This window comes from Flagellimonas alvinocaridis, assembly GCF_965248585.1.
GTDB classification, from domain to species: domain Bacteria; phylum Bacteroidota; class Bacteroidia; order Flavobacteriales; family Flavobacteriaceae; genus Flagellimonas; species Flagellimonas alvinocaridis.
Genome location: NZ_OZ252111.1, coordinates 1758001 through 1773206, shown reverse-complemented (window position 1 = coordinate 1773206; position 15206 = coordinate 1758001). Strand labels below are relative to the sequence as shown.

The 15206-nt window shown below is 40.6% G+C and carries 11 protein-coding genes; 2 read left to right on the top strand and 9 right to left on the bottom strand.

What is annotated here, in order from left to right:
- Window positions 1-23 precede the first annotated feature (23 nt).
- From ACP14V_RS08095 to ACP14V_RS08075, 5 genes are all read right to left on the bottom strand, one after another.
- Window positions 24-3998: a hypothetical protein gene (locus ACP14V_RS08095; RefSeq protein WP_272610103.1), complete on the bottom strand. Its 3975-nt coding sequence runs from the start codon at window positions 3996-3998 to the stop codon at window positions 24-26.
- Between the two features lie 564 nt (window positions 3999-4562).
- Window positions 4563-7250, bottom strand: a complete 2688-nt coding sequence (locus ACP14V_RS08090) for a hypothetical protein (RefSeq protein WP_272610102.1) — start codon at window positions 7248-7250, stop codon at window positions 4563-4565.
- Between the two features lie 157 nt (window positions 7251-7407).
- Window positions 7408-9075, bottom strand: a complete 1668-nt coding sequence (locus ACP14V_RS08085; protein WP_272610101.1) for a phospholipase D-like domain-containing protein — start codon at window positions 9073-9075, stop codon at window positions 7408-7410.
- A 202-nt stretch (window positions 9076-9277) separates the two neighbouring features.
- On the bottom strand, window positions 9278-9658 hold the full coding sequence (locus tag ACP14V_RS08080; protein WP_272610100.1) for a hypothetical protein: 381 nt from the start codon (window positions 9656-9658) through the stop codon (window positions 9278-9280).
- A 26-nt stretch (window positions 9659-9684) separates the two neighbouring features.
- Window positions 9685-9891 (bottom strand): helix-turn-helix transcriptional regulator, encoded by a 207-nt coding sequence (locus tag ACP14V_RS08075; RefSeq protein ID WP_129652394.1) that lies wholly within the window; start codon window positions 9889-9891, stop codon window positions 9685-9687.
- A gap of 195 nt (window positions 9892-10086) precedes the next feature.
- Between ACP14V_RS08075 and ACP14V_RS08070 the strand changes: the two genes are divergently transcribed.
- A complete protein-coding gene (locus tag ACP14V_RS08070; protein WP_272610099.1) occupies window positions 10087-10299 on the top strand; it encodes a hypothetical protein in 213 nt (70 codons plus the stop codon).
- A gap of 56 nt (window positions 10300-10355) precedes the next feature.
- Here ACP14V_RS08070 and ACP14V_RS08065 read toward each other — a convergent pair whose 3' ends face one another.
- The 3 genes from ACP14V_RS08065 to ACP14V_RS08055 all read right to left on the bottom strand — a co-directional run bounded on the left by ACP14V_RS08065 (window position 10356) and on the right by ACP14V_RS08055 (window position 13120).
- Complete coding sequence (locus ACP14V_RS08065; RefSeq protein WP_272610098.1) at window positions 10356-10784, bottom strand: FKBP-type peptidyl-prolyl cis-trans isomerase; 429 nt, start codon at window positions 10782-10784, stop codon at window positions 10356-10358.
- Between the two features lie 137 nt (window positions 10785-10921).
- Window positions 10922-11998 carry a DUF2911 domain-containing protein gene (locus tag ACP14V_RS08060; RefSeq protein ID WP_272610097.1) on the bottom strand — a complete coding sequence of 359 codons (1077 nt, stop codon included), beginning with the start codon at window positions 11996-11998 and terminating at the stop codon, window positions 10922-10924.
- Between the two features lie 21 nt (window positions 11999-12019).
- On the bottom strand, window positions 12020-13120 hold the full coding sequence (locus ACP14V_RS08055; protein ID WP_272610096.1) for a hypothetical protein: 1101 nt from the start codon (window positions 13118-13120) through the stop codon (window positions 12020-12022).
- Between the two features lie 162 nt (window positions 13121-13282).
- On the opposite strand from ACP14V_RS08055, the gene ACP14V_RS08050 reads away from it, so the two are divergent.
- Window positions 13283-14503 carry a hypothetical protein gene (locus ACP14V_RS08050; RefSeq protein WP_272610095.1) on the top strand — a complete coding sequence of 407 codons (1221 nt, stop codon included), beginning with the start codon at window positions 13283-13285 and terminating at the stop codon, window positions 14501-14503.
- Window positions 14504-14506: 3 nt separating this feature from the next.
- Here the strand turns inward: ACP14V_RS08050 and ACP14V_RS08045 are convergent, their stop codons facing one another.
- Window positions 14507-15205, bottom strand: a complete 699-nt coding sequence (locus tag ACP14V_RS08045) for a hypothetical protein (protein WP_272610094.1) — start codon at window positions 15203-15205, stop codon at window positions 14507-14509.
- Between the last annotated feature and the right edge of the window lies 1 nt (window position 15206).

The following is a 15206-nucleotide window of genomic DNA, read 5'->3' as shown; positions in this document are numbered from 1 at the left end:
CCTTCAACATTATAAATTGAAGTTTAATATGGACATTTTGGACTAATCTTGTTCTGATATTTCTTGTATTTTCTCTTTCTAAATATATTAGATGTTTCGTCAACACAAATATGATAGAAACTCTTAGAAGACAGAAGTTCGATAGGTATATTTTTAATTTTGGTGTTGGTAATATCTAAATATTTTAAATTTGGATAAGAATTGACAAACTGTTTATTTAAATACTTTAAATTTTGATTACCAGAAAGGTTTATCCATTCGAGGTTTGTATGGTTAGGCCAGTCTTTCGAATTTTTTAAGTTATTCCCAGACAAATTAAGAGAAACTAAATTATCCAAACTTTTAAGGTTAGGGACATAATCCCAACCCATATCACTTAAATCAATAAAGGTTTCTTGGGATAATTCTTCCCAATCTTCGAAAAAATCATTTGACAATTCAGTAGCATTCAACCATCCTTTAATGTAAAGTAACCTATATATAGTTTCGTCTATGATTGGATCATAATAGTTTTCTTTGTTATTCTCCGCGTTACTAAGGTACTCGGTAAAATCTTCAAGATATTTGTCAAATTCAATTGTACTCTTGGAAAATGAATTGCCAAATGTATATTCAACCTTTACATAGAACATGTTATTGAGCTGACCCTCCATTCGCGGAGATAATTGGATATCAACTATTCCCAAATTATTTAGTTCTCTATCAGTATCATTGATTTTTTTTTGAAGACTTTGCCATCCAATTTTTCCTTTTTTTAAATACTCTTTTTCCAATTCAATTATACTCTGCAGAATTTCAATTGATTTGCGAAGATTAATTCTGAAATCAAGACCGTTTGTAAGATTTTGTACTATATAGTCTAGTCGTCCAAATCCTAACTCATCATTAACATATAATCTATTCATGGCAGTCATAGAATAGGAACGAATGATTGCGTTTAGATTGTTAAGTCTATCAAGTTTATCATTAATAGAAATACTTTTGGATTGAATTTCTAACTCATATTCTAAGTACTTTAGAAATTCTATTTTTTGTCTCAGCAAATCTCTATACAGTATGATGTCCAAATATTTCTTATACTCTGACCAATCCTTAGATATATCATAATCTACATCTTTAAACCCTTTGCTTATGTCGCGATTCACCAGATCCACAAAATTTGGTTTATGTCCCCCATGCTTATCGATAAAGGCATTTACACCAACTCCCCAAAGATCATGTCTGTTTGCTCTAAGAGGGTTTTTTGTAGATCTATTATAAATCCAAGAATTATTCCCAAAATCCCCACCGTTGGGCCCCTTATTTCCTGCGTGCCTAAGAGTACCATAGGTCAGTATGTGTTGTAAACAATTAGACATTATGGAATTATATTCACTCGTTTTGTAAAAAAGCAAATTCTCATTGTAATCACTAATAAGGTTAATGTTGAGATTTTCAATATCTTTTTCGCTGAGCTTAAGATCACCTTTGGTGAAAAGAACTGTTATCAAATCACCTTCACGTCCGGCATCAACTACGTTATTTATCCCAGTTTGAGGGCCGCAACGATTTCCTTCTAAGAAAAACCAATTTTGATTGAACTCTATATAACCTCTTTTAACTAAAGCCAAAGGTGTTTGCCCATCCTTGGAAAACAGAAAATCTCTTAACCCGGAATCATATACATCTCCTAGTTCATCATTGAATTCATTTTTAATTGAAAATGCACTTATGGGAACATTGAACTTATTCATACCTTTTTCAGGAAAGTTCTCAATAAATGGCTTGTCTGAATCTTTTAGATTCGTTGCAATCCTATAATTTTCAAAATCTGACGGTACGATGCTAGGAATGCCTGGGGCTAGATTTATTTCAGACAATGAGAAATCTGAAGAATTTCGCTTTGGAAAATTCAAGTAACCTTGATATACTCTACCTTCATCAGAATTAAAGAACTTGCTTTCAAAATCAAGTACTTGCACCTCAAATTGCTCCGAAATACCTTTGAAGGCGTTAATTGTGTTTTGAAGTGCGTAAAGCCTGAGTGAATCACCGTCAAAAATCAAATTGCGATGGCTTCTTTTGATTCTATTGCCTTTTTCAATTAGTCCACTTAGTAGATTAACTAATTCATTTCTATTAATGTTTTTCAGCCCCTCTCTCTGCTCATAAATCAAGTGGATAAGTTCATTAGAGAGTTCCGACCAGATTTCATAGTTTGGCACTACTTTTTGATAATTAAGTATATTCACAATTATGTCATCCCTCTGTTCAGGAGAAAGATTAAGGTTCTCGATAATAGCATAGGTTAATGCAGAAATGTTATTAGGGTGATTTGAAATAATCTTTAGGGCATCATCATTAGTTTCTATTGTGAAAGCAGCAGATTCGCTTAAGTTGTGAATACTATGGATTAACATCAAAATACATTCAGTTAAGTCCGCTTCCTTGTTGTTGGAGGATGTCAATTTGTGGTAATTATGACAAATTGCTAGCTCTTTTTGGATATCATGTTGGAGTATTTCTTTCGTGTAACTATTTACTTTACCATTCAACCTGTTTAAAGTTCTTTGTATGCGGTTTAGTTTCAACGAATTAGATTCTACAATGTCTTGATTTATTCTTACATTGTCGATTGTGATATCAAAACTTTGAACCATTGTATCGAAAATTTGCCTTAAATTTTCATCTATATAGTCAAACCTCTGGTGCATTTCTTTTCTAAGGTCACTCAACATTCTCATAATCTCTTTGAAGGCTTCCATCTCGGCATTTTTACCCCCACTGGATAGTATACCAGCTACTGTCATTCCGATACCAATCCAACCTGAAGCTAGTTGTAAACTGTTGCTCCACCCCAATTCTGCACCATCTAGTTTGGTCAATAGTTTTTGAGTAAATTCAGCTCCTTTTAGTATTTCTCTAGAAGCCGCTATTGTCTTTTGAGCTTCTGGTGAGGTGAACACATAAGACAAAATCTGAAGCCCTGCATTGTAACCTGAATAATCTTGTTCAAGATCATTGATTTTTTTTGACAAATCTGATTTGCTTTGATTGTTGGAAATAAGAAGTGCTAATGATTTCCCAACATGACCAAGGATTTTTTCGTTATTAATTGCAATTTCGCTCAATTGCCGCATATCATTTTTTAAGGAATCAATTGCGATGCCATTTAGTGCATTAAGAACAGATTGTAGATAGCCATGATCATTTAATTTATTATAATCTATATTCTTTAATTCTTCATTTAATATTTTCCTAAATGCCCCAACATCTCCTTTGGCTGACTTCCATGCTCTGTGCACCAAATAATTTTCATTTTTTTTAAGGCAAGATTCCGTATAATTTCCTTCACATTTCATATGTTCACTAAAGAGAATACTTTTAACTCTTCCATTCCCTTCAAGTATAGCCTCAGAACCTTTTTCAAGAATCAAATCAACATCAAACTCAACTTTTTCGGATTTTATCAATTCGGGTGCATGACCTATGCCTTCTTTATGAGAAGCAAGTCCCTTTTTTATTCTAATTGTTTCTACATAAACCTCTTTATTACTAAACCATTTATTCATATTTTCATATTTGGATTCAACTTGGTTTCTGCCAAATCCTATATCATGGAGCGAACCACTGATATCATATCCAAATCCCGCCTTAACTGAAGCATACTTACTTATGCTCTTATTTATTCCAACACCAATTCCTATACCTCCAGACAAGTTTTTCGCAAAATCGTCTGATACAGAGCCTTTCATTTGTTCTACGAAGTTGCCGGGTTTATAAGACCAACTATATCTCTTTTTGAATATATAATCATCTGTTTCCATGGTTTCCTCCATTGAATTTAAAACCGCTGTTGAATAATCTCCATAAAATCTTTCCGACCTTGGAAATTCTTTGAAAAATCCAGATTGATTGTCAATAATTTTTTTTGTCTGGGAATGAACATTATTTGACATAACTAATAGCACTCCAACCATTAAGGTCAAATTGATTTTTTGAATGATAACTTGATTCATCGTTAATGATATTTAAAGGTTTTGTTTTGAAGACTGCGAAAATTATCAGATACTAGATTGCAAGTCGGTCATGGATGTTACAGGGGAAAGGTAAACTGTAGGAAGTCAATAACTTGGAGTCCCTTAATATATAAAATGATCACAAAAACTCATTGCAGAAAAACCTTAGAAATTCTGGGGTTTTTATCCATTTCATGCACTTTTGCCCCCTACCCTACGGCTTTTTAGGCAAAAAAGCATTCCATTATCTTTTTAAAGAAGTTTTTTAGAAGAAATTTCTCAGGGAGTGCTGTACAAACTTTCGCTTTTACCAAAGCTCAAGTTACATAACGCAAGAACATTATAGTACAAATGTCGTTGTATAGTAATTTATAGGTTTCGCCATCCGTAAGCTATAATTTGACGTTATGTAAAATTGCTTGGGAAGTGTCATTCTATATTTAAAGTTCCTTACAAAACTATAGCTGTTACCAATCTATAACTTCAATAAACAAGTCATTTTTGGTTTCACCCCGTCCATATGTGCACAAATTACGTATAGCCCAGTTATGGAAATTCTTATCACTATTCTCCTAGTGTTCTACACTCCGAATAGCTTTTCCCTCCCCTATTGTCAATGCCGTTAAAACAATTGGAGGATTCCGGCTTTGTACCGTCATCACATCCTGCGGCAAACCACCAACCGTCCACGGAGCGTTGCAAATACCAAAATGAAACGGTATTCTTTGAACCATCCTTCTCAACCACCTGTACCCGGTAATGCCCGCCATTGTTTGGTGCGGCCACCTGTACTTGCGCACCGGGCGGTACCAAAATACGTTCAGAACGTTCCCCAGTCTCCAAATTGAAGAACTCACTGTTCCTATTTACAAACTCTAAGGTCAATCCAGTATATCTTTTACAAGTCCCATCATTTGAATTGTACAAAACTCCCTTTGCCCAACCAGCTGGGGCTTCCTTTAGTGTTTTGGCCGTGGAATTTGGTTTAGAATTCAACGGTTGTGGATCGGTGACTTTTTTTGGGGTCTCGTAAAACTTCCTCTTGTCATAGACGTATTTGAGTTGGTTTATTTTTCCAGGAACCACCACAACTTCTTTGGTATCGGAATCAAAGGCATGTATAAGCTCCAATTGCAGTTCTACCCCCGCTTGCAGATCGGTAGTTACCGTCTTGTTTTGTGCTGTTAGCGAAGAAGCTATTGTTTTGCCGTTGGATAGATTTTTAAAAGCATATCTAAAATCAATGGGGTTGCCCGCTTGGTCCACTACATCCAAATTGATTCTACCGTACGGATTCAGGGTAATACTATAGGGGTCGTAGCTCGAAATGTTATGATAGGAAATGGTAGCTTCGGATACCCTGAAAAAACTCAAATCGATAGATTCCTTGATATGAATCTTATAGTTACCCGGGGCTAACCGTATGTCTTCGGATTTGCTGGGTCCATCGTAAACCACATGGCCATCGGAAACCCTTGCAATGTTGATGTAAGGGGTTATGGGCCTACCCACACCGTCCATAATGGTAAACTTGTAGGGATGTGGGTAAAGGGTATAGCTGAACTTTCTGAGTTTTCCAGGCTCCAGGACAAAATCCTTGACCTCTCTAGGTACCAAAATACGTTTTAAGTCTTCCAATCCCAGATATAGGGTATCACCCGCTGGGAGGTCCAAAATAACCGGTTGGGTGGTTTCATTCTTGGCTTCGGATATCTTGCCTAGGTACGCAGTGGATCTCTCGATTTTACTCCCTTTGGAAATAGTATAGCTAAAGGGCATAGGGTTTCCTTGTGGGTCAAACACTTCCAATTGAACTCTTCCATAAGGTTTTACCGTGATCTGGCGAATGGAATCTTTGCTTGCAGAATTGGGTTTTATGACCTGTTTTTGGCTGTCCGGTATTTTATAACTCCAAAGTATAATATCGCTTTTGGACACTTGGTCAGGACCCGTTTGCTGTGGGATTCTAAGGAGATAGGTGGTTGGTAGGAGCATGAATTCCTTGTTGCCATTGGCAATCCCCTCAAACTTTTTTCTGTTACTGTTGGTACCGGTCCACTGCTCAACTGTAATTTTTGCTGGAAACTCCTTCCCTATACCATCCCTAACCGAAAAGCGATGCGCATAGGTTACACAGGGAGGGCTTTTCCAAAGTAAACCATGGTCAGCCGCAGCATTGACTATCTTTTCCTTGTAGTAGAGAAGACCGGCACCAAAGGTGTTTTTGTTCATGAGGAAATTTTTTCGGTCTTCCCGAGAAAAGCGGGAGCTACATTCCACGTTCCGCATTTGCTTTTGGACTCTGGTCTTCAGGGTGTCGATATAGTCATAAATACTACGCTTCAACACTTTTCGCTGATAATGTTGCTGGTATACATGTTGATTGACCCGCAAATATTCATCCAGTTCGCCGATGGATTCTCTCATGAGCTGCTGTTCATGGTTGGCCCAAACACCCAACAATCTAAAAATAAGGGCACCAACCCCTGCCCTGGCCCTAGAATACTGTACCTTGGTGGCATTGCCCGAACCGACCAAGGTCTTGAAATGCTCATTCAAGACTAAGGCATCTATGCCAGATTTAAGGCTCGCATACACATTGGACCAGTTTTGGCTGCCGGTAATTTCTGTGACAGCATCAGTACCCCCATCTCGCTTGGCCACCTTGACCACGTTATTGAGAACGGTAAGATTGGCATCCGCTTTGTTCAGCAATTGTACTAATTTGTCACCTGTCTTTTTGGGTAACGGACCACTACCATTCTTGATATGGTCATAGATGGAGGGAATATCTGCAAGCAGCGAGGCAAACTGGGCTATGCCTTCCTTTACTATTAGTCTATTTTGCAGCTTGTTTTTAAACTCCTCGTTTGCTATTGTGGTCTCTGCATAGGTTTCAAAAATTTGTGTGGAAGCATAGATGCTGTAATACAGTAGATTTTGATATACCCTTAAGTCATCTTCCAGATTGTAGAGTTTGTGGTGGTACTCTCGTAAACTTTGACAGGTCTGTTCCCCACACTCGTCGTTTATGTCGAGTGGGTTGGAAGCATCCAGATCGGCCGCTATGGATTTTAAGGTGTTGAGTTCGATGTAATATCTGGTGTCCAACGTAATGCTGTCGGTTGGAATGACTTTGTGAAGTTTGGCGCTATGGGCACTGATACTTATGGTGAAAAAAGTATACACTGCCAGATTGAAAATAATCGAACTTTTATACGTCGGTCCAACAAGTTTGATGAGTTTCTCCATGTGAAATTGCTTTTGACAATAGCTTATTCAAAAAAGGAGAAGTTCGGAAATTAAAAAGCTTTGAGGTTCGTAAATATAACATTTACTGATTTAATACAATTGAACAATAGTTTTGGTTTACAACAACTTACATAAAAAATAGGGCACCAACATCAACTTATTCATTCAATCTGGCAAAAAACCGCCTACGGATAGACCTTGGTGTCTCCCCAAAATAATCTTGCCACCAATTGCCCGTGCTCAAAGGTCTGGGTGGGTCGTCTGGTTTACGCCATGCCAACGATTCTCTAAAAGCATGGTGGGTATGTAAGCGCATAAATTCTCCCAGATACATATCGGCCACCCGGGTATTGCCCTTGACCACCACCATGTTTTCATCATTTTTAATGGTCGAAGCCTCACTAAAATTTGCAGAACCCGCCACTACAATGGGGGAATCCGACAAGGGATCTATCAGCATAAACTTGTTGTGCACGTAACGCACGTGGAAATTCAAGGTGGTCAATTTCTCCTTGAGCCAACCATCTATTTTATGGGTTCGGACAAAATTGCCCACGGCAAACACATTTTCCTTTTTGTTTCTAAGGAGCTGCATTCGGTTCACTTCTGCGACTTTGTCTGCTGGGTCCCGGAAACCACGGGTGAGTTTGTCCAACAGGGCGACCCTGAACGGTGCCTGTCCATTTTCGTAAACATCCTTGAACACATCGTTCATCCCAAAAGCAAACGTCATAAAAAGCCCTTCTTGGGCATTTTTGGCCAATTGTGCGTACCAATCCAACGCATCGATGGTTTTTCTGGGGCTGAACACCACATGGGTGCCGTCGGTCAGGTTATTGACAGGAAGCGGTGAAAGGGCCTCCACCCGTTGTTTAAGGGTACTGCTCTTTTCAGGTTTTTCCACCAGGGCATCCCAATACAGTTTGAATTTATGGGCCACGGCCTCATCCTCTACCACATGGGCCACGTTGGAATGGCCATAAATGCCCCCTTCCGAAAAATTGGTGCCCCCGGTCCAGACCGATTTCGCCACGCCGTTGGTCACTTTTACGATAAACTTGTTGTGGGAGATATAGGATTTTGGACTGGTCCTTTCAAGCGCGAAGGGATGGGTGTCCAACCCAAAAGTGACCATGGCCTCTTGGTTTTTAATTTTTGGGCTGTCCTTGCGGGCATCGTACACAAATTTTACCACTACTCCCCTATCAATGGCGTTTTTGATGAGCAACAACACCTTGTCATAATAAAATTCGTAGGCGGCAACGTAGAGTTCGTCCGTTCCGGGCGTACAACTATTGATATAGCTCTCCAAAGCCTCGTACAACCCTCGCGACAGCCACTCAAAAGCTTTGTCGTTGGGCACATCTTCCGGTCTTTGGTCCCCAAAACGGCGCACGTATTCCTGTGAGGCGGCTATGCCCCTGTTGAAATAAACATCCTGATTGCCATTTTCGGGGCTCTCGGTGGTAATGTCCACCGAAACAGAACTAAACTCCTGTAGATTGGCCGGGGTACCTTTCAAGGCCGTGACCGTGTAGGTATAGGTAAGTCCCGGTTTGGCCGAATAATCGGACCATTGGAACCCCTGTATGGGCTGTTTGCTGGTCTCGTACATGGATCCCGGAGGAAATCCCGGGTCGGTCTCGGGAAAGACCTTCATGCCCTTTAAATAAAAGGCTTCGTTCTCCGAAGGGCTCTCGCGGTGTATGGAGAAGCCCATAAGCCCCCCGCACTGGTTCTGGGGCAAGTGCCACCCCATCATCACCACATAGGTGCCCGATATCACGTTCAGTTTAAAGCCGTTGTTGGTGCCCGATTTTCTCATGACGTTGTTTTTTGATGACCAAATAGATGTTCGGGGGAAAAATCAAGAAGGCTATCCTGACTCTTTAAAGATAAAAAATGTTTGCCGGAACGGATTGCAGAAAAACCTTAGAAATGTTGGGGTTTTATCAAATATATACTCATTTTAAATCTTAACTATCAGGACTTTACAGCACTCAAGCTTTTCTTTTTATATACTTGCTTTAATCTTTATGTGCTATTGAATTCCTGATGTTATTTCTTTCAAGGGAAAAACCCTCCCTTTCCGAATCCAGATAATCGATTAATTGAAATATCCGCTTTTCGAGTTGTTTATTTGACTCCTTTTTTTCTATCACGAATTTCTCATATGAGAATTGTACAAATTGATCCAGAGCCTTTGTGCCGATTTCATCTAACTTGGGTGCCAAATTCCCCCATGACATATTTATCATATCATCAAAAGTTAGGTTCCCTTGAGATTTGAGCAATTTATTTAGTTTTTTCTTGCTTAATTCTTCAACCCCATTTCCTTTAAAAAGCCGTTGTAGAAACTCCGAGAAATATTCAACTAAAACTCCTATTCCCCTTGCACTTCCTGACATTTGAACTGACGCTATGTTGATTATGATTATTCTTTAGTGGAAACCAATAACTCCCGAATATCCACATCCAAGATTTCAGCAATCTTCTTCAAATCTTTTAAATGCGGTTGGGATTTGTTGTTGCAAATGGCTGTTATCGAAGTTGTACTTTTTCCAAGTTCCTCTGCAAGCCAAACTTGAGATTTTCCTTGAATTACCAATACTTCTTTTATTCTGTTAATTCTATCTGCCATAATGCTTCTTAGATACTACAATATATAATTCAAACTTGTTAAAATATAACCAGAACTTCCATTAATGCAACAAGGACTTTGAAGTTTGAATATTTTTATATAAGTTTATATTAACTTTATTTAAGTTTTATTTATATAAATAAAATCTAAACTTAATCTTTGGTTGTTGATAACTTTATTCCAATACATGGTGCCATGAATCCTAAAGAACTTGACCTACACCCCCTCCTCGCTTACTTTGAAGAATGCCACGAGGGCAATCTGCTTTCCTTTGCCCAATGGCTGGACAAGGCCGTTTACATGTTCCACTACCTGCCCATAGATGCCTTTTCAGAATTGGAACGGCAGAACACCTGCCATGTACTTATGGAACTTAAGGAGGCTGTTCTAAAAATTCATGGTGTATAAAACAAAAAACGCCTTACCCAAAAGGATAAGACGTTGAGTGTATGTGGTGTTGTCTTCTAAAGTATTTCAACCAATTCCAGGTCAAACACCAAGTCTTGGCCGGCCAAAGGATGGTTCCCGTCCAAAATAATGTCATCGGCTTCCACTTTGGCCACTCGGAACTGTTGTTGCTGTCCATCGGCATTGGAACCCACCAAGCCCATACCTACCTCGGGCTTAAGATCTTCGGGCAACTGGGATTTGGATATTTTTTGAAAAAGCGATTCATTGACCTCCCCATAGGCCTCTTCCTTAGCTATGGTTATGGTTTTCTTTTCATTCACGGCCATGTCAATAAGTCCCTTTTCAAACCCGGGGATAAGCTGACCTTGTCCCAAGGCTACTTCCAAGGGCTCTCTTTGCAACGAGCTGTCAAAAATTTGCCCATTGGTCAGTTTTCCGGTATAATGGACTTTTACCGTGTCGTTCTCTTTTACTTTACTCATAATTTTGGTTTACAGTTTTATAATCAAAACGTTGCAAATATATGAGGTATAAAATGGTTGAACGAAAGAGTAGCCCATTGCTTTTCCATAAACCATTTTTAGCAGGCATTCGTGGATTGAGCCGTACCCAATCGTAATCATTGCATTTGGTCCAATATCAACCTATTGGATAGGTACATGTAACGGGCATAAGGTTTGGACCGCTCCCCAGCAAACTCATAGGCCTTGCCAAAATGATAGGTTGCCTTTTCTTGGTTTTTTGCTTTGATGTAGTATTCTCCCATGGCCAGGTTGGCAATCCAATTGTTGGGGTCTTTCTGGAGCATTTCGGACAAGATTTCAAAGGTTTTTTCAGGATTGCCCTCCAATAGCATAAAACTTAGGGGGTAGTAGTAAAAATAGGGAAAGCCCTCTCCCACTTCCAATGCTTTCTGCTCGTAGGTCTTACTTTCCTGCACCTTTCCTTTTTTGGCCAAGAGTTCGGATTTCAATATCAAGTTACGGAACTCCTCTCCCATGGCGATGGATTTTTCGGCATATTTTAGGGCCGCATCCACATTTTTGGCATCTTCGGACAGGGTCAATTGTGCCAATTTGATGTAGTCATCAGAAGTTTTCTCATCCTTGGATGTTAAATCGGAAAGTATATTGGTAGTGACATCCGTTCCGATAGTAATGCCACATTTTACCGTGGACCATTGCAATTCCAAGACAGCCTCTTCGGCCTCCCTTGTGGTGAACTCATAGGTAAGCCATTCCCTGTATTTGTTTGGTTCAGGGGTAGCTGTAACCCGAAGGGCATCCTCCTTGGGGTCATAGCTAAAACTTCCCCAACTTTCATGGTTCTTCGAAAAAATATAGGTCCACTCCCCTTCCTGTACAAAAATGTGCAATCCGTAGGTGCCTTTGGCAAGTGGTTTTCCCTGTACCGTAACATCATGGGTAAAGCTGATGGTGGTATTCTCGTTGGCCCCGGCCCGCCATGGGTATTCTACCCCATCCACTACAAAATCGTAGGGCACTATGCCGCCAAAAATCTTGCGCTGCTTTGCAGCCGGACTGTTGTAGGTCACGGTTACATCGGTTGTGCCAATTCGTTGAGTGACACTAGCTCGCTGACTCACCTTGGTGGCTACCAACATATCTTGGGCCAAGGCCATATGACAGCTTATTACTACAGAGCTTAATGCGATTACTAGAAATCGTAGGTTCATTTTTTATCGTTTTTTGATGTGTTATTGTATTTTCAATCCTTTGGTGTCCACAAATCTCCCAGTGACCAACCATCCTCCAAAATCCTCCGAAACGGCCAATAAAAGCGTATTCTTTCCTTTTCTCAAGGGAAGATATACCGCATCGAAGAGACCAATAGTGCCCAAGTAGCGATAATCCCGTGAACGGTACCTATTGTTGCCCTTATATATGGGTTTGCCATTAAGGATGACCACCACCCTATCGCTGTAACCAAACTCAAAGAGTTTGGTCATATCCGATGTTGCATCCAGTTCAATTTTGGCAAATACGGTATTACCGGGGGTATCATTGAAGCGTTCCACTTTTCGGGAAATATTGGCGGCCGTACCTTCTTCTACCTCAACAGATTCCTTCCAAGTCCTGTCGGCAATGATTTGTGGGATTTTGGAATGATCATCCAAAAGTTGTTCCTCAAACTTATCAGAGAGCTGCCATTGGGGAATCAATCCTTCAATGGGCTTGCGGTCCAATGGTTTAAAATTCTTGAGTTCGTGCTTGGTCTTATCAATTCGGATGTTGGCCAAATGCATGCCTTGGGCATTTCCGCCATTCAACGAGATGCCGCCCTCCACCGATTCATGGAACAATTGCCAAGAAAGGTGCGGTTCCTCTGAATAATCCAGAAACACTTGGGCCTTATCGTCATGGACCACCAATTTCACATGGGTCCAATCATCGTATTTGTATTCATAGGGAAAGGCATACTTTTCACCATAGTACAACTGCCACGGGGAAATCCCTTTGGTCAAGGGAATGGCTTGGTTGGCATCTGGATTGCCCGCTTGGTGCGGGCGGATGTAAAAATGTTCGGCATTGGTACCATTCATTCTAAAATAGACCCCCGGAAACGCCTGTACTTCCTTTAAATAGATGTCGTACTCAATGGTGCCGTTCAAAAAATCGCCATCTTTTAGGATGATGGAACCCCCTTGCAGGTAAATGGACTTTTTGCCCTTAAACTCTTCCAAAATATAGGACTCCGCTTCAAAGATCCAATTGATTGTATCCAAAGGAATAATGTCCTGGGCCTTGCCCAAAAAACAGCCCAAAAGGGCTATGATGATAATGCTCGCTTTTTTCATGATGAATTGATTTATGGCCGAAAGGTCCCGTATTCCTTTGTTTTTGCGGAAACAATCCCGTGCAAGTTGATTCATTATGGTTCATGTATCGGATTTTTTCCAACATTTGCAATAGAAGAATATTCGCCTATGTATCCGGAGTATCCATTAGTGCAAAAATGTTTGTCCCAAATTGAACAAAGCCTTGGTTGGGGGCCTTCCGAACATTGGCACAACGATGTTTTTTCTGAACTGAGCGAGAAAATCCAGTATAAGACCCAAGTCCTATTGAGCCCAACCACCCTGAAGCGTGTTTGGGGCAAAGTGAACTACAAAAGTGCCCCGAGCATTACCACGTTGAATACCTTGGCCCAGTTTGCGGGTTTTGAAAATTGGAGGGATTTCAAGAATGAGACCAAGGACACCAAAAAAATCTCAGTGCTAGGCAGGGTAAATTCCAATTTGGGCATTATCATGTTGGCCGCTTCGGTAATGGCCGTGGTTTTTATCTCTTTCTACTCCTTAAAAAGTTCCCAGCCCGATACAGAAATGAACACCTCCAGTGTATACTTCAACAGCAGGCCTCTCGCCAAAGGCCTTCCCAACTCCGTGGTCTTTGATTTGGATATCGATTCCATTCAATCCGACAGTATCTATATTCAGCAATTTTGGGATCCCACCAAGACCATTACTTTGGAAATGGGACAGAAACAAGCTACCGGACAATACTATTACCCCGGCTATTTTAGGGCTAAGTTGGTGGTGGATGGCAAAGCCATTAAGCAGCACGACCTATTCATCAAGTCCGAGGGATGGTTGGGCACGCTGGATTATGAGCCTATACCCAAATACGTGGATGGAGCTGACATACTCCAAGGTAAATTGGCCTTTCCACCTTCCCTATTGGAAGAGATAAAAACCAGTGAACAACCCATTTCATCAACCTTCCATTTGGTGAATGATTTTGGCACCGTTTCCGGGGACAATTTTAGGCTCACCATCCGTTTAAAAAACAACTATCGCGAAAAATGGGCCGTCTGCCAGAAAACCCAGATCATTATTTTGGGTACCAAGAGCAGTATGATTGTGAGTACATCCATTCCCGGTTGCGTATCTGAAATTGGGGTGATGATGAGCGATGTGTACCTCAGTGGCAAGAAGCACGACCTGTCCAGCCTTGGTATGGATCTCTCCGAATTTAGGAACCTTACCCTTGAGGTACAGGAAAAGCAGTTGACTGTTTTCCTCGAGGACCAACCCATTTTTTCTGGAAGCTACAACGAATCCATGGGAGACATTGCGGGAATGCGATTCCAGTTTTTAGGAGCGGGTGAAGTAGCCAAAGTCCATTTGCAGGACCTAGTCACGGACAAAGTGATTATTGATGAGGAATTCAATCAATAAGTCTTACTCTGGGGTCGTTCCCTCTACTATTGAAATCGAAAAATTACCCGATGCGTCCTTGGAGGTCACTTGGATGGTATAAGCTGTACCCGGAATATAGGAAACGGGTTCAAAAGTAGTTTCCATAAGCTCGGTGAAGGTCTCGCCTGTAGTTCCCTCCCAGAAAATAACCACGTCATAGGAAAGGGTATCACCATCTTCATCTTCACCTATCCAAGAAACCAACATCTCCGAGGTCTCTGTTAAAAACTCAACCGATATTTGTGCCGCATAGGGTGCATAGTTGCCCTCTGGGGTTCCCGGGGTTGTAAAAGAATACGTGTTGCTGTTTGTTTCCCCGTCTCCATTTATAGCATTTACTTGCCAAGTATAGGTTTTTCCCCTATCCAATGGTACGGTTGTTTCCAAACCGCTTACATTTTTCTTGGCCACTTCGCTTCCCCCCTCTGAAATAATTACATCATAATTTTGGGCAGATTCCGCAGCATTCCATTTGAATAAAATCAAGACTTTAGTATCGTCTCCAGAAACTTCGGAATAGTCTGAACAAGGTTCTCCGTTTGTAGGAAGCGTACCCACAGCTTTACCTGGAGGGTTCAAGGTTTCTTCAGGTGGTGTTTCTGGTTCTGAAGAATCACCGCCACCACATGAGCCTACAAATAACACCAAAACCAGACAACCTATATATCTTAATATTTTCATT